Genomic DNA, 18,917 nt, shown 5'->3' with positions numbered 1-18,917 from the left:
GGCGATCGGAAGGGGCCTTCATGACTCTGGCGCGGTTCATTCGGCGACAATTGCTCTCGCTGTCCGGCGTCGGCCTCATGCTGGGCGCCCTGTTCTTCGCAGGCGCGCTGACGCCGACGCTGGTGCCGCGGAGCTATCTCACGCAAGGCGCCCTCGCCGGCGGCTGCTTTGCGATCGGCTACCTCGCCGGCAATCTCTGGCGCTGGCTGTGGCACTATCTCGAGCTGCCCGAACCTTCGCCGCGCCTGCGGTCAGGCGCCAATGCACTGGTCGCGACGGGCTGCCTGATCGTCGTCGTCATCTATCTGTGGCGCGCGCCGAATGGCAGAATTCGATCCGCACCGTGATGAAGATGCCGCCGGTCGAGACCGCGCATCCGCTCAAGGTCTGCGCTGTCGCCCTGATCACGTTCGTGGTGCTGCTGGTGCTGGGGCGGCTGTTCGCGCTTGTCGCGCGCGTCCTCGCTGCGCGCACGGAGCGCGTCATCCCCCGGAAGGTCGCCAACGTCATCGGCGTGCTCGTCGCAGGCCTGCTGTTCTGGTCGATCGCCAACAATGTCCTGATCCGCGTGGCGTTCAACGCGCTCGATTCATCCTTCCGTGAATTCGACGCCTTGTTCGAGCCCGAGCGGCCGCAGCCGACCGATCCCAATCGAACAGGAGGTGCGGCATCACTGGTGAAATGGAAAGAGCTCGGACGCACGGGGCGACGCTTCATCGCTTCGGGCCCGCGCGCTGCCGAGATCAGCGCCGCCACGGGACAGGCCGCGCAGGAGCCCGTGCGGGTTTATGTCGGCCTCGGCGGCGCCGGCACGGCGCAAGCCCGCGCAAGGCTTGCGCTCGACGAGCTCAAGCGGCAGCACGGTTTTGACCGTGCCGTTCTCGTCGTCATCACGCCGACCGGCACCGGCTGGATCGATCCGTCGGCGATGGACACGGTCGAATATCTCCACCATGGCAACGTCGCCAGCGTCGCCATGCAGTACTCCTACCTCAACAGCCCGCTGTCGCTGTTGTTTCAGCCCGAATACGGCGCGGAGGCTGCTCGCGCTCTGTTCGCGGAAATCTACGGCTACTGGACGACGCTGCCGACAGACAAGCGGCCGAAGCTGTATCTGCACGGGCTCAGCCTCGGCGCCCTGAACTCGGAGAAATCCGCCGAGCTGTTCGAGACGATCGGCGATCCCATCGCCGGTGCGCTGTGGAGCGGACCGCCGTTCGAGAGCCGCATCTGGCGCTCGATCACGGCGAACCGCAATCCGGGCTCGCCGGCCTGGCTGCCCGAATTCCGCGACGGCCGCTTCGTGCGCTTCATGAATCAGAATGGACCGACGGTGCCGCCGGATGCACCATGGGGTCCGATGCGCGTCGTCTATCTGCAATATGCCAGCGACGCGATCACGTTCTTCGCCTACCGCGATGCCTTTCAGGCCCCGGCCTGGATGAGCGCACCGCGCGGGCCGGACGTCTCACCGGAGCTGCGATGGTATCCGATCGTGACGATGCTGCAGCTTGCCCTCGATATGGCGGTCGCGACCAATACGCCGATGGGCTTTGGCCACGTCTACGCGCCAGAGCATTACGTCGATGCCTGGGTCGCGGTCACGGATGTCCATGATTGGTCCCCCGATGCGCTGGCACGGCTCAAGAGCCATCTTGCGGCAAGAGCACGGCAGCCTACCGCGGGCGGTTCGGACGAAGACCCCTATGCCGATCGCGGCGGCTAACGCATGATCCGGAAAAGTGCGAAGCGGTTTTCCGAAAGATCATGCGCAAACAACAACCTAAAGCGCGATGACGATTCATCCTGATCTCATCGCGCTTTAGGTCCCTACTCCGCCATCTCCACATGCTTGGTAACGGAGGGACCGGCGAGCGGCCGCTCCTCCATCATGATCAGGCAGAACGCGGCGCCGGCCATCAGCGCGGTGGCGGCGCCGAAGACGTAGCGGAACGCGTGCCGCATGTCCTCGGTGGGAATCACGACGCCGGCAGCGGCGTGGTGCTCGCCGGCGAGCGGAATGTCGGCACCGAGCGCGATCAGCAGGATCGCGGCGAAGGCTGCGACCGTGAACGAGGACATCAGCGAGCGGAAGAAGTTCAGCGCGCCGGTGATGGTGCCGACCTGCGGACGGGCGACGGAATTCTGCAGCGAGACCACGCAGACCGGGAAGGTCGTGCCGAGGCCGAGCGCAAACGCGGCCATGAATGTCAGTAATGCCCAGAGCGGCAATGTCGTGAGTGTGAGGCCAAGGCCGCACAGCGCAGCCCAGGACGTGCCGATGATGGCGACGCGCTTATAGTGCTTGGCGCGCGCCATGGTGCGGCCGGCGATCGCCGCGCCGCAGGTCGAGACGGCCGCGAGCGGGATCAGCGCAAGGCCCGCTTCGCTGGCGCTGAGGTGATAGACCGACTCGTAATAGAGCGGCAGCTGGACCGTGAGGCCGGTGATCGCACCGAGCGCGCAGCCACCGGCCGCCAACCCGTAAGGCGCGACCGATCCGCCGAGCAGCGGCAAAGGCAGGAACGGCTCGTCGGCGCGACGCGCGTGCCAGACGAAGGTGACGGCGAGCGCGACCGCACCGCCGACCATCGCAAGCACGGTCGGCGACAGCCAGGGAAAGCGCGTGCCGCCCCAGGTCAGCACCAGCATGAAGACAACCGCGGAGGCCATCAGCAGCACGCCGCCAAGCCAGTCGACCTCGCGCTTGCGGTGGAATACCGGGATCTTCTTCATCTTCGGCAGCAGCAGCGCGAGGGCGGCGGCCGTGAGCGGCAGATTGATCCAGAAAATCATCGACCAGTGCAGATGTTCGGCGAACACACCGCCGATCACCGGGCCCAAAATGCCGCCGACCATCCATACGCTGGAGAAATAGGCCTGGTATTGGCCGCGCTCGCGCGGGCTCACGACGTCGGAGATTACGGTCTGCACGACCGGCATGATGCCGCCGCCGCCGAGCCCCTGCAGGCCGCGCGCCAGGATCAGCATCGGCATGTTCGGTGCGATCGCGCAGAGGATCGAGCCTGCGACGAACAGGCTGAGCGAGGTGATGATCATGGCCTTGCGGCCGTAGATGTCGCTCAAGGTGCCGAACACCGGCGCAACGGCGGTCGAGGCGAGCAAATAGGCGGTAATGACCCAGGACAGGTTCGAGACGTCCTGGAACTGGCGCCCGATGGTGGGCAGCGCGGTCGCGACGATGGTCTGATCGAGGGCGGCCAGGAACATCGTCAACATCAGGCTGATGACGATGGTGCGGACCTCGTCCGAGGTCAGCGCCGCGGGCGGCGAGATGGACGGCGCGTCATCGACGCTGATGACCTCGCTCGGAAGGCGGGAGAGCTCTTCGGCGATATCGTCGGGCAACGCCTGGATGTCGGCAGAACTGCTCTGCCGGTCGAACTTGTTCATCTCGATCGGACGTGGTGTGGCGGCACAACGCCGCGAAGGATTCGTTCTATGCAAGCAATGTAGAGAGCAAAATCCTTCCCAGGCAGGCACCGCGGCGCATGGGTGCATCCCGCACGGGGGCCATCCCGAACATGTGATCCCGCGCGCGGCGGATCAGTCCTTCGGGCGTCGCTTCAGGCGTGCCCGTTTCGGCAGCACGGCCGGCCATTGCACGATGTGGTCCTCGAGCTCCTCGTCCGGGATGTCCTCTTCGCTGCCCTCGACCCGGCCGCGCACGGAGACGCCGGCCTCATGCACGGTGTTGGGATCGCCGGAAACCAAAGGATGCCACCAATAGAGGTCGCGCCCTTCCGCGACGAGCTTGTAGCCGCAGCTCGGTGGCAGCCAATTCAGGGTACGGACATTGGCCGGGGTCAGGCGGACGCAGTCGGGAACCTTGGCGGATCGATTCGGGTAGTCCTTGCAGGCGCAGGTGCCGGCATCGAGCAGCTTGCAGCCGACATGGGTGAAATAGATCTGGCCGGTGTCCTCGTCCTCGAGCTTGTTCAGGCAGCAGCGGCCGCAGCCGTCGCACAGACTTTCCCATTCCTCCCCAGACATCTCTTCCAACGTCTTGGTTTTCCAGAAGAATCCTTCCTGGCCGGAAGGTCGTTTGGGAGCTGCGGTCATGCGCCTCAACAAGGTTCGAAAGAGCTACGGCTAACGCCATCTAGGGCGTGCAGCCAGGGTGCTGCAAGCAAGCCCCTCTCAAGGCCCGTAATGAACCGGGGTCAATTAGGCCTGTTGTTCAAAATAGCGAGCCTGACCATTGGTTTATAGGCCATGCTCGGCTAGAAGGAACAACAAGTCCCTCGGACGCTTGCCGGGCGCCTTGGGTTTGCCGCAACATTCCCTCAAGACGTCTCGGCGCCGCCCCGGCCGGGTGCTTGAACGCTATCGTACCGAGCCTCAAGGGTTCTAGGTGGTCCAGAACACACCATCCAACTGGAAGAGCAAGGTCCGGAATTTCTTCCTGGACCTCGATGCGCGCATCGACTCCTCGCTGTTCTCCTCGGCCAAGGGCATCCGCGAGCTCTATGAGCGCTACTCGACCTTCATGGACCGCTTCTATGTCGGGCGGTGGAAGCGCTGGGTGTTCATCGAGCCGCTATCGGAGGCCGCGACCCTCGGGCTCGGCGGGCTCGTGCTGCTGCTCACGCTCGCCATCCCCGCCTTCCGCGAGACCGCGGACGAGGATTGGCTGAAGAAGTCCGACCTCGCCGTGTCGTTCCTCGACCGGTACGGCAACCCGATCGGCAGCCGCGGCATCAAGCACAATGATTCGATCCCGCTGGAAGATTTTCCGGACGTGCTGATCAAGGCGACGCTCGCAACCGAGGACCGCCGCTTCTACGACCATTTCGGCATCGACATCGCCGGCACCGCCCGCGCGCTCGTCACCAACGCCCAGGCCGGCGGCGTCCGCCAGGGCGGCTCCTCGATCACGCAGCAGCTCGCCAAGAACCTGTTCCTGAGCAACGAGCGCACCATCGAGCGCAAGATCAACGAAGCCTTCCTCGCGGTCTGGCTGGAATGGCGCCTGACCAAGAACGAGATCCTCAAGCTGTATCTCGACCGCGCCTATATGGGCGGCGGCACGTTCGGCGTCGACGGCGCCGCGCACTTCTATTTCAACAAGTCGGCGCGCGACGTGACGCTGGCGGAGGCTGCGATGCTCGCCGGCCTGTTCAAGGCGCCGACGAAATACGCGCCGCACATCAACCTGCCGGCCGCCCGCGCCCGCGCCAACGTCGTGCTCGACAACCTCGTCGATGCCGGCTTCATGACCGAGGGCCAGGTGTTCGGCGCCCGCCGCAACCCCGCCTTCGCCGTCGACCGCCGCGACGAGGCTTCGCCGAACTACTATCTCGACTACGCCTTCGACGAGATGCGCAAGCTGGTCGATACGTTCCCGAAGTCCTACACCGAGCGCGTCTTCGTCGTTCGCCTCGCGATCGACGCCAACGTGCAGAAGGCCGCGGAAGACGCGATCGAGAACCAGCTGCGCCAGTTCGGCCGCGACTATCACGCGACGCAAGCCGCAACCGTCGTCGCCGATCTCGACGGCGGCATCCGCGCCATGGTCGGCGGCCGCGATTATGGCGCGAGCCAGTTCAACCGCGCTACCGACGCCTATCGCCAGCCGGGCTCCTCGTTCAAACCCTACGTCTACACCACCGCGCTGCTGAACGGCTTCACGCCGAACTCGATCGTGGTCGACGGCCCGGTCTGCATCGGCAATTGGTGCCCGCAGAACTACGGCCATTCCTATTCAGGTTCAGTGACGCTGACGCAGGCGATCACGCGCTCGATCAACGTCGTGCCGGTGAAGCTGTCGATCGCGATCGGCCAGAAGGAACAGCCGAAGGCGCCGAACCCGGCCAAGATCGGCCGCGCCAAGATCGTCGAGGTCGCGCGCCGGTTCGGCCTCAAGGCGCCGCTGCCCGACACGCCGTCGCTGCCGATCGGCTCGGACGAAGTCACCGTGCTCGAGCACGCCGTCGCCTACGCGACCTTCCCGAACCGCGGCAAGTCGGTGACGCCGCATTCGGTGCTGGAGGTGCGCACCGGCGCCGGCGACCTCGTCTGGCGCTGGGACCGCGACGGGCCGAAGCCGAAGCAGGCTATTCCGCCGAACATCGCCGCTGACATGGCCGGCATGATGAGCCACGTGGTGAGCGAAGGCACCGCGCGCCGCGCCGCGCTCGACGGCATTCCGACCGCCGGCAAGACCGGCACGACCAATGCGTATCGCGACGCCTGGTTCGTCGGCTACACCGGCAATTTCACCTGCGCGGTCTGGTACGGCAATGACGACTACTCGCCGACCAACCGCATGACCGGCGGCTCGCTGCCGGCGCAGACCTGGCACGACATCATGGTCGCGGCGCATCAGGGCGTCGAGGTCCGGGAGATTCCCGGCATCGGCATGGGCCAGAAGCTGCCGCCGCAGCCGAAGGATGCGAACGCGCAGGCCAGCGCGGCGCCGAAAGTGCTGGAGACCAAGCCCGGTCCGCCGCCGGTGCTGACCAAGCGCGGCGCCGACATCCTTGTGCGCGTCGAGAAGCTGCTCGACGACGCCGCCAAGACCGCGAACAAATCGGCGGCCGACGACAGCAAGCAGGCCAGGCCGTCGCCGTCGACGAGCGCGCTCGCCTTCCCGCAGAACTATGCGGAAGAGAATGCGAACGCATCTGGCCCGCGCAAGAACTGATCGACGTCCGTGCGGCTGATCCTGATCACATTGACGGCGCTTCTGCTCGCAACCGTGGTGGGCCTGGGCGCGACCTGGATGACGACGACGCGCGGCACCGAGATCGGCGCGCTGACGATCGGCCCGTGGACCGCGCGCCCGCGCACCGGCACCGCCGACGTCGATCCCTATTCGCGCGCCACCATCGTGCGCAACGGCGAGCTGCCGATCGGCACCGGTGACGGCGTCGCCTTCACCGCGACCGCGGACGACAAGAAGAAGGCGCTCGACGGCCGCTGCGACGTCGTCGTCTCCGGCGTGACGCCGCCGGCGCGGTTCTGGACGCTGACGCTCTATGATCGCAAGGGCCACCTCGTCGCCAACTCGCTCCAGCGCTACGGCTTCACCAGCCAGGAGATCGTGCGGTCGTCCGACGGCTCGTTCGAGATCCGCATCGCCTCGCGCTCGCGCGCCGGCAACTGGCTGCCGACCGGCGGCATTGAGCGCTACGCATTGATGCTGCGCCTCTACGACACGCCGGTCGGCGTTGCCACCCGCACCCAGCGCGATGCGCCGATGCCCACCATCAAGACGGTGGGCTGCTCATGATCCGCCTCTTGTTCACGATCGTCGCGGGCGTGGTGCTGGGCCTCGTGGTCCATCTCGTCAGCGTGCTGGCGCTGCCGCGGATCGCGACGCAGGACGCCTATTCGCGGCTGACGCCGATGACCAAGCTCAACGGCGTCACCCAGCTTCCCCTCGCCGATCCGCAGACCTCGCCGATGCCGTTCATGGACCCGGCGTTTGCGATCGCGATCTGCCGCTATGACCTCGCGGGCGGCCCGCTCAAGCTGACGGTGCCGGTGAGCCAGGCCTATACGTCGGTGTCGTTCTACACCCGCAACGAGATCGCCTATTACGCCATCAACGACCGCTCGGCGGGCAAGAAGGTGATCGAGCTCGACCTGATGACCGAAGCGCAGCACAACGAGCCTGCCCGAGGACGAAGAGGTCACCGCCGCCGACCGCCTGATCATCGACTCTCCCAGCACCACCGGCCTGATCGTGATGAAGGCGCTCGCCGCCGAGCCCGGCCTGATGCCGCAGGCGCAGGCCTCGCTCCAGACCGCAACCTGCGCGCCGCAGACCGAGCCGCCGGCCAAGGCCGAGGCGCCGCGCGGACGGCGCTGACGCGCGGCTGTTTCGGCCAGCTCAAAACAGAGTCCAAAAACAACCCCATGCACAGTAGAAGGCCGCTTTCCGGCCCATGCCCTGTGCTTGCGGCGAAGCCGTTGACGTTTCGGTGCAAAACATCGGTTCGGCGCAACAGCTGAGGAACAGTCGCCTGCCTCCGCAGTTTCCTCAACTGGAGGAAACACCGATGAAAACAGCAACCCTTGCTTTAGCGATGGTCCTGGCCTGCTCGACCGGCTATGCCTCGGCCCACAGCGCCAAACGCCATCATCATCACGGCTGGTTCAACTCAATGAACATGATGCACGGTCCCGGAAGGACGGCTGCACGTACCGACCCGAACGGGACGGCGGGCGGGCCGACGAGCGTCAGCGGCACCGGCTCGTCGAAGTTCGGAGGACAGATCCCGGGAGCCAGTGGCGCAGCCCGACAGTAAGTCCGCTGAGCTGACGCCTCAAAACTGAAAGGGCAGCGCCTTTCGGTGAGTTTGACACGTCGGGCAAAACACGGGCATAATGGCATCATCGAGAGTTCGTCACACCCGCACGGAGCAATCCGCTGCGGGTGTTTTCATTTGGGAGCACGGAGCGATCTCCAGGACGTAACGTCCCGAGCTTGCTCGTCGACGTCGCCCCCGCCCCGGAGGCGCGGACGCCGCCGGATGCGATAAACGGATGCCGGCGGAAGATTGAGCGCGGTCCGGCCGACCAGGCTCGCCTTCAGCCCGAGACGGTCAAGAATGGGCCGCGGCACCGGGCAGCGAGGTCCGTAGGTGAACTGATAGAGCGTGCTGCCCTCCTGCATGTGGCGGAAGACTCCCGTCAGGATCGCGATCACCTTGCGCGGCGACATCGACAGAAGCGGTAGGCCGCTGACGGCGGCAGAGGCCGGTGCCACGAACGGCTCGTATTGGGCGAGCTGGCGCGCATCCATCCAGAGCACACGCGCTCTTGGGAAGCGCTCCTGCAACAGGCGGACGAAATCCGAACCATATTCGATCAGCAGCAGGTCGCGCTCCGCGACGCCGCGCCGGAGCAGCGCCTTGGTGAAGATACCGGTGCCAGGCCCCAGCTCGATCACCGGCCCGGTCCCCGGCATGATCTCCTGCGTCATCAGGCGCGCCAGTGACTGGCCTGATGGCGCGATGGCGGAGACCTGCCAGGGATTGGACAGGTACGAGCGGAAGAACTGGAAGAAGTCTGCAACTGCGGTAGCGTTCATTGCGATCCTCTGTTTCCCGCTCGCAAGGAGCAGACGGGCCTGTCGAGAAAAGGGCTGGTGCGACTAAGATGCGATGTTGTGTTCTCTCGCCTCGCCCTGAGCAGCGTTGGAGAGGGATTCCCACGCTTCCCACGTCGCGAGGCGATCGGCATAGGCAGAGCGGGCGCGCGGCAGACCTTCGGTGCCGACGAAGAACCGCAATGGCGGATTCTCGGCGTCGACGATCTTCAGGATCGCATCGGCCGTCGCCTCCGGTTCGCCAAAAGCAAGCTTGGCGCCGGCGGCAAATACCTCCGCCCGCGTGTTGCTGTAGGCATTGATGACGGGCGAAATCCTGAGCGAGGCCGTGCTGGCGAACCCCGTCGCATAGGCGCCAGGCTCGAGCAGCGTGACTTTCAACCCGAGGTCCTTGACCTCCTGGGCCAGACTTTCATGGAGAGCTTCGATGGCGAATTTCGAGGCGTTGTAGAACCCGGTGATGGGCCCGGCGACGATGCCCGCAACACTCGACACGCCAATGATGTGGCCGCCGCCCTGCCGTCGCAGCAAGGGAAGCGCGGCCTGGATGACGCGCAGCGTGCCGAAGAAATTCGTGTCGAACTCGGCGCGGACATCGGCCTCGAGCGCCTCTTCGATCGCCCCGACCAGCGCGTAGCCTGCGTTGTTGAGCACGACGTCCAGCCGTCCGAAATGCGCGTGAGCCCGGCTCACGGCATTCTGCACCGCGTGGGCATTGGTCACGTCCAGGGCCATCGGCAGCACGGCATCGCCGTAAGCTTCCGAGAGATCAGCCACGTCAGCCAGGATGCGGGCGGTGGCAGCCACCTTGTCGCCGCGCTTGAGCGCAGCCTCCGCCCAGATGCGACCAAAGCCGCGGGATGCCCCGGTGATGAACCAGACTTTGCCAGACATGCGATATCCTCGATGGATTGAGTTGGACTTACTCGGCAAGTCCTATCCTCGCTGGCCTCGATCGACAGTGACGAGGTGCGCCAACGAAGTTGCCGCAGGCGCCAAAAAGGGCGCAGCAACCGTCAGTGAATCTTGTTGCCATGCAGCTCGCGCCAGCGGCTCGGCGTCACGCCTTCCCAGTAGCGGAAAGCGCGATAGAAGGAGCTTGCGTCCTGATAGCCCAGGAGGCATGCGACCTCGTCGATGTCGGCGGTGGGATCCGACAGGAGTTGCCGCCCGAGCTCCTGACGCGCCTCGACGAGAAGCTCGCGGAAGCTCGCACCTTCGTCGGTGATGCGGCGCTGAAGGGTTCGCTCGCTCAAGCCGAGATCGCGCGCCACGTCGGACAATTCGGGCCGCCCGCTCGCAAGGCTCCGCTTCAGGACGACCTTGACCTGCTCCCTGACGGAGCTGCGCGCTTCCAGCTCGCCCAGGGCGGACGCCAATGCCGGCGTCAGGATTTCGAGGAGTTCCTTGTTGTGCCCGGGAAACGGACGATCGAGGTCTGCGGATTTCAGGACCAGCAGGTTTCGTGCCGCGCCATAGCGGATCTGGCATTCGAAATATTTCTGGTGGACGTCGCTCTTGGGACGAGGACGAACCAGCTCCACCCGCTTCGGCGTCAGGTGCTGTCCGGTCCCACGACGTCCGAGCTCGACCAGCGAGGCAAAGGTCACGTCGGTCGAAATCGCGGGCTCCGGATCAGTTGCATACGGCCACTCCACCGCGACAACGCACTCGTCCTCGCCTTCCCTGACCTGCAGCTGCTCGGGCGAGCACAGCCGCTTGAAGCGCGCAATGCGGAGCAATCCGTCGCGATAATCCCTCGCATAGAACGCAGCGAGGCTCGACGGCGGATGCACCGCCGTCTCGACGCTCTGGACCAGCATCAAGCCGAGCCCCGGCTCCGGCTTCAGCTCCTCCAGCGCTCTCCAGAGCGCAAAATATTGCACTGTGGTGACCTGCCCCTGCTCGTTCAGGTGCAAGGTCGCCGGCAGTTTCGCCTGCCGCAACAGCACGGCCGGCGGCACGCCGATATGTTCAACGGCCTGCCAAAAGGCTCGGGGGACCTTGCATCTGTCTGCCGCTGTACCACTCATGAACAATCCTAGCGCATCTGGCTCATGATCACGCGGTCGAACAGGCGGTCGCCGAACCATTCGCGAATCTTGATCATGGGCAAGGCATATTTACCCGCAACGTAGCGGGTGCGCGGCTTTGGCTCCTTCACGGCCCTGGACACGACGCCGGCGATGACGCTTGGATTGGTGCCGCGTCCCTGTCCATAAGCCGCACGGGTCGATTTCGCGACGGCCTGCGTCAGCTTGGCGTAAGGACCTCCACCCGATCGTTTGAGCAGGCCATTGGCAACCACATCGCCAAATCCCGTCTCGATCAGGCCGGGCTCGACGACGACGACCTTGATGCCGAACGGAGCCAGTTCAAGTCGCAGGCAATCGGACCAGCCTTCCAGCGCATGCTTGGTCGCATGGTACCAGGCACCCAGGAGGGTGTAGATCTTGCCGCCCATCGAGGTGATGTTGACGATCGTGCCTGCGCGCTTTTCGCGCATCTTCGGCAAGAGAAGCTGCGTCAGGCGAGCGGCGCCGAACAGGTTCACCTCGAACTGGTAACGCGCTTCGTCGATGCCGACCTCCTCGACGGGACCGTAGAGGCCGAAGCCGGCGTTGTTGACGAGCACATCGACGCCATCCACCTCGCGCAGGATGGCATCGACCGTCGCCTGGATGTCGGACTCGCTCGAAATGTCCATTCTCAGGGACCTCGCCCCGAGCTCGACGAGATCATCCATCTTGTCGACGTGCCGCGCGGCGACGAAGACCTGGAATCCGTCCTTGATAAGACGCCTTGCGATTTCCTTGCCCATGCCGGAGGACGCTCCGGTGACGAGCGCCGTTCTCTTCGACTTGTCGAACATTTCAACCTCTCTTCGTTCCTGTCTTATCCTGCGGCCTCCGTGGCAGGAATTGACTGACCAAGCGCGCCAATAGACTTGCATAACACGCCAATCCTGACGACCGATTTGGGCCGCTGTATTCCCAAGAAAAAGCGCGGTACCAGCGACCGCGCTTTGGCAAGACAGTTCGGGCCTGGCGGAAATCCGTTCAGCCGCGAGCGCGGTGGAATGTGCGGGTTTGTCCCATCGCGGGCAGCCCGAGATAGCCTCGGAGGTGCATCTTGCCGTCCTTGACGGTGGCCTTGCAGTTGTAGGTGCGGCCGGACGAGGCGTCATAGATCGTGCCGCCGCCCCACTCGCCATCCTCCCAGCGCAAGCCGGCGATGAAGACAATGTTCTTCAGCGACCGCGCACGCAGCGCGGGATCGGGGTTCTTGGCGTCCTTCTTGAAGGTCACGTTGTCCGCCTCCACGATCTCGTTGCCGTAGAGCATGCGCGCCTGGAATTCCGTTCCGCTCCTGAACATGTCGAGCTTCACCGTGCCGTCGTCCGCCTCCCATGTCCCGACGATCGCATCGGGGACTGGCACCTCGCCGTGCGCCATCGAAATCTGTCCGATGTTCACGGCTGCCATCAGCAGGAAGATGGCGGATCGACGGGAGTGAAGCGACGTTTGCATGGTGCGTTCCTTGGTTTGCGGTTGGGCGAGCGATCGAAGCGCTCGCAGGTCTCGCAAATGTCTCTAGATTTCGGGAACAGCGTTTGCAGCGGCAGAAGGCGCCAGCGGAATTGCGCCGCGCGCCAATCGATGCCGGCGCGAATTTGGATGGTCGGGCAAAACAGCCACACATGGCCATTATCGAAGGTCGGGCCAATCGACGGGTCCCCTTCGGATATTGACGGCTTCATCGCCAGCTGCCAGTTTCATGATCGGTAGTGTCCGCAAGGACTATTCAAGGGAATGCGGTGCGTCCGTCTCGACGGACAATTCCGCGGCTGCCCCCGCAACTGTAGGCGGATAGCCGACGACCAAACGAACCACTGGAGCCCCGTTCGGGCCTCTGGGAAGGCGGTCGAAGGCGATGACCCGCGAGCCAGGAAACCTGCTGCCAGCCATGAGTCACGCGCGAACGCATTGGGCGGGGTGCCCCGATGTCGGACAAGTAGCCGCTGCATCTGCCGCCTGGGGCGAAGGTAGATGACTAAGGCAACCGCGGTGACAGTTTATTTGCGTCGCCGCAGAGCGTTGTCGTGCAAACTCTTCATTCTCGTGCCGGCGTTGCGCCAGGCTATTCACGTGTTTTCCTGATCTCCCTGCTCTCTTCCGTGTCGCTGTCGGCGGCTGCGATCGCGCAGAGCGTGGACCGTGACAAGCCGCCCGTGGAGATCGGTCCAGTGACTGTCTCCCCGTCCACACCGAGGACGGCGCCTGCAATCAGCCCGGGCAACCAAAAGCCTCGGACCGCCCGCCGGGCCACGGGGCGAAGACCGACAGCACCGATCGCTGCAAGGCCCACCAACCCGCCCGCCGGCGACACGACACCGTTGAACACCGCCGCCGTCGCCGGGGTCTCCTCTCGCCTCGGCATTTCGGCCCGGGAGACGCCGGCGACCGTCGAGGTCATCAGCCAGCAGACCATGCAGGACCTGGGCATCCGGACCACCACCGACGTCGCAAAGGCGGCAGTCGGCGTGACTGGCGGCGATGCGCCCGGGGCACCAGCGATCTTCTCGATGCGCGGCTTTTCCGGCGATCAGCTCAACACCCTCTACAACGGCATTCCGATCGGGCCGTCGACCATGACCGGCCGTCCCATGGATGTCGCGGGCCTGCAGCAGGTCGAGATCATCAAGGGACCGGACTCGCTGGTGGCAGGTCTTGGCGCAACCGGCGGCGCCGTCAACTACGTGACCAAAGCGCCGCATACCGGTCCGATCGTCAACGAAGCCTTCACCTCCTACGATTCCTTCAACGGCTATCGCGCCGGTTATGGTTCGGGCGGCTCTACGCTGATCGATGGCCTCGACTACCGCTTCGACATCAGCCATTTCAACGACAAGAGCTTCATCGAGGACAGCTACTCCAGGCTCAGCAATGTCTCGGGCCAGCTGAATTATCGCGTCAACGATAGCCTGAAGGTCTGGGGCGCAGCCGAATACAGGCAGGACAAGGACCGCTTCTACTGGGGCACGCCGATCGTACCGGCGAACGGGCCGGGCATCGTGCCGACGAATGGCATCGTCTCGGGGGTCTGGAGCAACTATTACCTCGGCGGCGGCACGCCAGTCCCGCCGACGATCGACGCGCGTACGCTGACCACGAGTTACAACGTGCTCGACAATCACAGCGGCGCCAGTGAGCTCTGGCTGCGCAGCGGCTTCCAATGGGACATCACCAACAGCATCTCGCTGCGCAGCCAAGTCTACGGCTATGACGCGCACCGGCACTGGTTCAACAACGAGATCTCGTCGTTCGACCAGACTGTCGGCAACTTCGCCGGCGCGCAGAGCATCTATCGCGAGCGCCTGGCGCTGGATCACGCGCAGCGGCTCTACGGCAACATCACCGACCTCACCGTCAATTCCAGCATTGGCGGAATGGACAACCGCTTCGTCGCGACCGTGGCGGCGAGCAACAACCAGTTCAACGTCTCGCAGGACACGCTGTTCTTCAACGACTACGTCGACCTGCTCAATCCCGACCGCGGGCCCTACGGCCCTCGCAGCGACGAGAAGATCTACACCCGCGTCAACACCGCCTCGTTGTCGTTCGAGGACCGGCTCAAGCTGACCTCGACCTTCGCGTTGATCGGCGGCATCCGGTTCGAGGACATCAAGCTGGACCGGACCCGCTTCTTCCCCGACGGCACGCTGGAGTCCGCGAAGGGGTATCCCTTCTCGACGACGTTCAATCCCGTCACCGGCCGCGTCGGCTACACCTGGGACATCACCCCGGGCGTGATGCTGTACAGCCAATACGCGACCGCGGCAGACCCGACGGTGGCCAACATCTTCATCCTCGCACCGTCCGTGCCGCTCCTGCTGACGACGTCGCGCACCTACGAGACCGGCGTCAAGGTGCTATCGGCCGACAAGCGGGCCGAGGCCACGTTCTCGGCCTTCGACATCCAGCGCAAGAACGTCTACGTCCCGGAGAGCGGCATCGTCTTCAACGTCGCCGGCAAGATCGAATCCAAGGGCATCGAGATTGCGGCGGCGATCAACCCGGCCGCCGGCCTGAAACTGTGGGGCAACGTCGCCTTCGTGCAGTCGCGCTTCATCGATTTCAATTATGTCGATGGCAATGGCGTATTCCAGTCCTATTCAGGCAAGACGCCGCCCAACGTGCCGAACTTCATCGCCAATGCCGGCGCCTCGTACCGGTTCGACACGACGCTGCCGGTCGAGATCGGGGGCCTGATGCGTCACGTCGGCGACCGCTTCAACTTCCAGGACAATCTGCTCGTCATGAATGCCTACACCACGTTCGATGCGTTCGCATTCGTCGACATCCCGAAAGCGTACTTCCCGGGGGTGGACCGGACGCGGATTTCATTCCGGGTCAGGAATTTGACGAACAAGCGCTATGCGGCCTGGGGCGACCCGGGCTACGCCGACGAGATCATCCTCGGCGCGCCGCGTAGCTATGAAGTGGCGGCTTCGTTCCGATGGTGAGGAACGCTGGGGCAGCATCGAGGATGAGAACCGTCAGGATCTCATTGTCGCCGCAGAGCCAACCCGCTCCTAATGGATGATCTGGCCGAGGAACGCCCTCGCCCGCTCCGTCTCGGGCGCACGGAAGAAGGTTTCCGGATCGGCCTCCTCGACGATGGAGCCGCGATCCATGAACACCACGCGGTCGGCGACCTCGCGGGCAAAGCCCATCTCGTGGGTGACGCAGACCATGGTCATGCCGTCCCGCGCGAGCTCCACCATGGTCTCCAGCACCTCCTTGACCATCTCCGGGTCGAGCGCGGAGGTCGGCTCGTCGAACAGCATGATCTTCGGCTGCATGCACAGCGCGCGCGCGATGGCGACGCGCTGCTGCTGGCCGCCGGACAGCTGCCCCGGATATTTGTTCGCCTGATCGTGAATGCGCACCTTGCGCAGGAAGCCGAGCGCACGCTCCTGCGCTTCCGCGCGGGACAGGCCGCGCACCTTCATCGGCGCCAGCATGCAGTTCTCGACCACCGAAAGATGCGGAAACAGGTTGAAGCTCTGGAACACCATCCCCACTTCGCGGCGGACGCTGTTGACGTCGCCCATCCGGTCGGTCAGCTCGACGCCATCGACGACGATGCGGCCGCCGTCATGCTTCTCGATATGATTGATGCAGCGGATCAGCGTCGACTTGCCCGAGCCCGAGGGACCGCAAAGCACGATCTTCTCGCCCGCAGCGACATTCAGGTTGACGTCGCTCAGGGCCGTGAAACTGCCGAACCGCTTCACCAGGTTCTCGACGGTGACGATGGAAGCGGACCGATTGGCCCCGTTCCCGTTCATCTGCTGAAGCATTTGCTCCCTCCGAAGGTTTCGCTTGTCTATCGGCGCATTCCCGCAATCGCATAGCGCTTGCGCAAGGATGCTACGCATTGCGATGCCACAGAGCTGATCGCGAGGTAGACCACCGTGATGACCAGATACATCTCGACCAGACGGCCGTTGAGCTGCGCGAGCTTGGAGGCTGCGCCGAGCAGATCGGTGAGCGACAGCACGTAGACCAGCGAGGTGTCCTGGAACAGGATGATGGTCTGGCTCAGGATGATCGGGCTGGCGACACGCAGCACCTGCGGCAGGATCACACAGCGATAGGTGTCGAAGGTGGACAATGCGAGCGCCTGGCAGGCCTCGAACTGTCCCCGGTTCACCGCCCGCAACCCGACGCGGATGATTTCCGAGTAATAGGCGGCCTCGAACAGACCGAACGTGATGAACGCGGTCCAGGTGGCGCCGATCGGAATCGGGCGGCCGTTACCGGCGAGATGGCCGAGCACGATCGGCACCAGGAAGAAGAACCAGAACAGGACCAGGATCAGCGGGATCGAGCGCATCAAGGCGACATAGCCGCGCACGAGCTTGCCAAGCACGGGCACTTCGAAGTGCTGCACCAGGGCCAAACAGGTGCCGAGGATCAAGCCGACCACGAAAGCCACCGCGGTCAGCGCCAGCGAAAACAGCAATCCCGACCAGAGATACGGCCATGCCTGAGCAACAATGGAGAAATCGAGGCTGTTCATTTCACGACCTCCATCGCATCGGGCAAAGAGCCGACCTGTTCGGCGGCCTGCATCGACGCCGGTTCGACCGCATCCTCTGCGTGCCCCGTGCCCGGAACGCGCACGGCCCTGTCGATCAGCGCCATGCCCTGGTAGGCGATGAGCGCCAGCGCGAGGTAAACAAGCGTCGCAGCGCCGAACGCGGTGAAGGTCTGGAACGTCGCTTCGCTGATCTGCCGGGCCTGTGCCGTCAGCTCCATCAGCCCGATCGTGAGAGCGACGGAGGTGTTCTTGTAGATGCCCATCACCTCGCTGGTCAGGCTCGGGATGATCAGGCGCAGCGCCTGCGGCAGGATGACGTAACGATAGGTCAGATAACCGCCGAGCCCGAGCGCGCTTGCCGCCTCGACCTGTCCCTTCGGCAGCGCCTCGATCCCGGCGCGAACCTGTTCGGCGATCCTGGCCGCGGTGTAGAGGCCGAGGCACACGAGCGCCGGGAAGAACGATCCCCACGGCGGGGGAATCTGCTTGATGGCGTTTCCGAGCGCGGCGGGGAGGATCTCCGGCAGCACGAAGTACCAGAGGAACATCTGCACCAGCACGGGGATGTTGCGGAAGATCTCCACATAGAGCCGCGCCAGGGCCGCGACGATCCGGCTCTGCGCGGTCCGGCCGATGCCGACGATGACGCCGACGGCAAAGGCGATCCACCAGCCGAAGAACGCCAGCGCCAGCGTCCAGCCGAGGCCCGACAGCAGCCAGTCGATATAGCGCTGGCCATCCGCCGTCTGCTCAAAAAGCACTGTGAACATGGCGAACCTCGAAGCTCAGGGTGCGAGCAGTTCTGCGCGATGCGCTCCGCTATTGCCTAGTCGACCGCATCGCTGGGATGTGCGATCCGTTCCATCAGTTCGTCCGTCAGCGGGAACGCGAGGTTCTCGCCTTTGGGCGGGATCGGCTTGGTGAACCATTTGGCATAGGTCTTCTCGAACTGGCCCGACGCCATCTGCTTGGCAAGAACGTCATCGACCAGCGCCTTGAAGCCTGCATCGCCTTTCGTGAACATCAGGCCATAATAGATCTTGGCATAGCCCTCGGGGAGGAAGATCAGCGCGTCGGGTTTCGGAGCGGCGGCCTTGAGGCCGGCGAGCAGGATATCGTCCTCCATGAAGGCGGCCGCGCGGCCGGTGTTCAGCATCAGGAAGGATTCCGCATGGTCCTTTGCCTGGACGATGTTGAAGCCGAGCTGCTCCTTCGCATTGACGCCTTGCGCAAAGCCCACGGCATTGGAGCCCTGGGTGACGACGATGGTCTTGCCCTTCAGATCGCGGGCGGTCTTCAGGCCGCTGTCGGCCTTGACCAGCCAGCGCGGCTGGCTGACGAAAGTGGCGACGGAGAACGAGACCTGCTCCTGGCGCTTCCTGTCATTCGCCGTGCCGCCGCATTCGATATCGACCGTACCACTCTGGATCAGCGGGATGCGGTTGGACGAGTTCACCGGCGCATAATTGACGCCGAGGTTCGGCAGATTGAGCTCCGTCTTGATGCGCTCGACGATGCCGGCGCAGAGGTCCAGCGAAAAGCCGATCGGCTTCTGATCTGGACCGAGATAGGAGAACGGGATGGAGGCCTCGCGGTGGCCGATCGTGATGGCACCGCTCGATTTGATCTTGGCAAGCGTCGGACTGTCGGCTGCGACCGCAGGGCCTGCCAAGGCGGCGATGGCCGCAAGGCCGGACAGAACGCTCAATACACGCGCAAGACTCGTCAT

15 protein-coding genes, 2 pseudogenes and 1 riboswitch are annotated in these 18,917 nt (G+C 64.5%); of the genes and pseudogenes, 6 read left to right on the top strand and 11 right to left on the bottom strand.

Features of this window, described 5'->3' with window-relative positions; genetic code table 11:
* Window positions 1–20 precede the first annotated feature (20 nt).
* Window positions 21–1,726: pseudogene (locus FOM02_RS25390) on the top strand (alpha/beta hydrolase).
* Window positions 1,727–1,830: 104 nt separating this feature from the next.
* On the opposite strand, the gene FOM02_RS25385 reads toward FOM02_RS25390, so the two are convergent.
* Together FOM02_RS25385 and FOM02_RS25380 are read right to left on the bottom strand one after the other, a co-directional pair.
* Window positions 1,831–3,414 (bottom strand): MDR family MFS transporter, encoded by a 1,584-nt coding sequence (locus tag FOM02_RS25385; protein ID WP_027558794.1) that lies wholly within the window; start codon window positions 3,412–3,414, stop codon window positions 1,831–1,833.
* A gap of 153 nt (window positions 3,415–3,567) precedes the next feature.
* Window positions 3,568–4,083, bottom strand: coding sequence for a YcgN family cysteine cluster protein (locus tag FOM02_RS25380; protein WP_092217131.1), 516 nt, complete (start codon window positions 4,081–4,083; stop codon window positions 3,568–3,570).
* 292 nt (window positions 4,084–4,375) lie between these two features.
* On the opposite strand from FOM02_RS25380, the gene FOM02_RS25375 reads away from it, so the two are divergent.
* From FOM02_RS25375 to FOM02_RS25360, 4 genes and pseudogenes are all read left to right on the top strand, one after another.
* Window positions 4,376–6,667, top strand: coding sequence for a transglycosylase domain-containing protein (locus FOM02_RS25375; RefSeq protein ID WP_027558792.1), 2,292 nt, complete (start codon window positions 4,376–4,378; stop codon window positions 6,665–6,667).
* Window positions 6,668–6,676: 9 nt separating this feature from the next.
* On the top strand, window positions 6,677–7,255 hold the full coding sequence (locus FOM02_RS25370) for a DUF1214 domain-containing protein (protein ID WP_027558791.1): 579 nt from the start codon (window positions 6,677–6,679) through the stop codon (window positions 7,253–7,255).
* Window positions 7,252–7,837 (top strand): annotated as a pseudogene (locus FOM02_RS25365) (DUF1254 domain-containing protein). Before FOM02_RS25370 ends, FOM02_RS25365 begins: the two are co-directional and overlap by 4 nt.
* 190 nt (window positions 7,838–8,027) lie before the next feature.
* A complete protein-coding gene (locus FOM02_RS25360; RefSeq protein WP_141262966.1) occupies window positions 8,028–8,276 on the top strand; it encodes a hypothetical protein in 249 nt (82 codons plus the stop codon).
* 134 nt (window positions 8,277–8,410) lie between these two features.
* On the opposite strand, the gene FOM02_RS25355 is transcribed toward FOM02_RS25360, so the two are convergent.
* The 5 genes from FOM02_RS25355 to FOM02_RS25335 form a co-directional block, all read right to left on the bottom strand.
* The gene (locus tag FOM02_RS25355) at window positions 8,411–9,061 is read right to left on the bottom strand and encodes a class I SAM-dependent methyltransferase (RefSeq protein ID WP_051377989.1); all 651 of its coding nucleotides are present in this window, start codon (window positions 9,059–9,061) and stop codon (window positions 8,411–8,413) included.
* A gap of 63 nt (window positions 9,062–9,124) precedes the next feature.
* On the bottom strand, window positions 9,125–9,973 hold the full coding sequence (locus tag FOM02_RS25350; protein WP_027558789.1) for an SDR family NAD(P)-dependent oxidoreductase: 849 nt from the start codon (window positions 9,971–9,973) through the stop codon (window positions 9,125–9,127).
* Window positions 9,974–10,095: 122 nt separating this feature from the next.
* Window positions 10,096–11,112, bottom strand: a complete 1,017-nt coding sequence (locus FOM02_RS25345) for an AraC family transcriptional regulator (protein WP_027558788.1) — start codon at window positions 11,110–11,112, stop codon at window positions 10,096–10,098.
* 8 nt (window positions 11,113–11,120) lie between these two features.
* Entirely contained in the window at window positions 11,121–11,951 is an 831-nt protein-coding gene (locus FOM02_RS25340) for an oxidoreductase (RefSeq protein ID WP_027558787.1), read from the bottom strand.
* Between the two features lie 187 nt (window positions 11,952–12,138).
* Window positions 12,139–12,609: a DUF2147 domain-containing protein gene (locus FOM02_RS25335; RefSeq protein WP_027558786.1), complete on the bottom strand. Its 471-nt coding sequence runs from the start codon at window positions 12,607–12,609 to the stop codon at window positions 12,139–12,141.
* A gap of 238 nt (window positions 12,610–12,847) precedes the next feature.
* A riboswitch (cobalamin riboswitch) is annotated at window positions 12,848–13,056 on the top strand.
* Window positions 13,057–13,181: 125 nt separating this feature from the next.
* Between FOM02_RS25335 and FOM02_RS25330 the strand changes: the two genes are divergently transcribed.
* Complete coding sequence (locus FOM02_RS25330) at window positions 13,182–15,605, top strand: TonB-dependent receptor (protein WP_063631286.1); 2,424 nt, start codon at window positions 13,182–13,184, stop codon at window positions 15,603–15,605.
* Window positions 15,606–15,674: 69 nt separating this feature from the next.
* Here the strand turns inward: FOM02_RS25330 and FOM02_RS25325 are convergent, their stop codons facing one another.
* The 4 genes from FOM02_RS25325 to FOM02_RS25310 are packed head-to-tail and all read right to left on the bottom strand — an operon-like array spanning window position 15,675 to window position 18,917.
* The gene (locus tag FOM02_RS25325) at window positions 15,675–16,445 is read right to left on the bottom strand and encodes an amino acid ABC transporter ATP-binding protein (RefSeq protein WP_027558784.1); all 771 of its coding nucleotides are present in this window, start codon (window positions 16,443–16,445) and stop codon (window positions 15,675–15,677) included.
* Window positions 16,446–16,471: 26 nt separating this feature from the next.
* The gene (locus FOM02_RS25320; protein WP_027558783.1) at window positions 16,472–17,167 is read right to left on the bottom strand and encodes an amino acid ABC transporter permease; all 696 of its coding nucleotides are present in this window, start codon (window positions 17,165–17,167) and stop codon (window positions 16,472–16,474) included.
* Window positions 17,164–17,958: an amino acid ABC transporter permease gene (locus tag FOM02_RS25315; protein ID WP_027558782.1), complete on the bottom strand. Its 795-nt coding sequence runs from the start codon at window positions 17,956–17,958 to the stop codon at window positions 17,164–17,166. The genes FOM02_RS25320 and FOM02_RS25315 overlap by 4 nt, the downstream gene beginning before the upstream one ends.
* Before the next feature lie 56 nt (window positions 17,959–18,014).
* Window positions 18,015–18,917 (bottom strand): amino acid ABC transporter substrate-binding protein, encoded by a 903-nt coding sequence (locus tag FOM02_RS25310; RefSeq protein ID WP_027558781.1) that lies wholly within the window; start codon window positions 18,915–18,917, stop codon window positions 18,015–18,017.

The organism is Bradyrhizobium sp. SEMIA (assembly GCF_014844175.1).
Classification (GTDB): Bacteria; Pseudomonadota; Alphaproteobacteria; order Rhizobiales; family Xanthobacteraceae; genus Bradyrhizobium; species Bradyrhizobium arachidis.
Note: the sequence above shows the minus strand (reverse complement) of the source record. Positions and strands in the feature narration are given on the sequence as shown.

Excerpts from the sequence above, each read along its gene's own strand:
- FOM02_RS25385 (WP_027558794.1), bottom strand. The coding sequence starts at position 3,414 with ATGAACAAGTTCGACCGGCAGAGCAGTTCTGCCGACATCCAGGCGTTG.
- FOM02_RS25380 (WP_092217131.1), bottom strand. The coding sequence starts at position 4,083 with ATGACCGCAGCTCCCAAACGACCTTCCGGCCAGGAAGGATTCTTCTGG.
- FOM02_RS25360 (WP_141262966.1), top strand. The coding sequence starts at position 8,028 with ATGAAAACAGCAACCCTTGCTTTAGCGATGGTCCTGGCCTGCTCGACC.
- FOM02_RS25355 (WP_051377989.1), bottom strand. The coding sequence starts at position 9,061 with ATGAACGCTACCGCAGTTGCAGACTTCTTCCAGTTCTTCCGCTCGTAC.
- FOM02_RS25350 (WP_027558789.1), bottom strand. The coding sequence starts at position 9,973 with ATGTCTGGCAAAGTCTGGTTCATCACCGGGGCATCCCGCGGCTTTGGT.
- FOM02_RS25345 (WP_027558788.1), bottom strand. The coding sequence starts at position 11,112 with ATGAGTGGTACAGCGGCAGACAGATGCAAGGTCCCCCGAGCCTTTTGG.
- FOM02_RS25340 (WP_027558787.1), bottom strand. The coding sequence starts at position 11,951 with ATGTTCGACAAGTCGAAGAGAACGGCGCTCGTCACCGGAGCGTCCTCC.
- FOM02_RS25335 (WP_027558786.1), bottom strand. The coding sequence starts at position 12,609 with ATGCAAACGTCGCTTCACTCCCGTCGATCCGCCATCTTCCTGCTGATG.
- FOM02_RS25325 (WP_027558784.1), bottom strand. The coding sequence starts at position 16,445 with ATGCTTCAGCAGATGAACGGGAACGGGGCCAATCGGTCCGCTTCCATC.
- FOM02_RS25320 (WP_027558783.1), bottom strand. The coding sequence starts at position 17,167 with ATGAACAGCCTCGATTTCTCCATTGTTGCTCAGGCATGGCCGTATCTC.
- FOM02_RS25315 (WP_027558782.1), bottom strand. The coding sequence starts at position 17,958 with ATGTTCACAGTGCTTTTTGAGCAGACGGCGGATGGCCAGCGCTATATC.
- FOM02_RS25310 (WP_027558781.1), bottom strand. The coding sequence starts at position 18,917 with ATGACGAGTCTTGCGCGTGTATTGAGCGTTCTGTCCGGCCTTGCGGCC.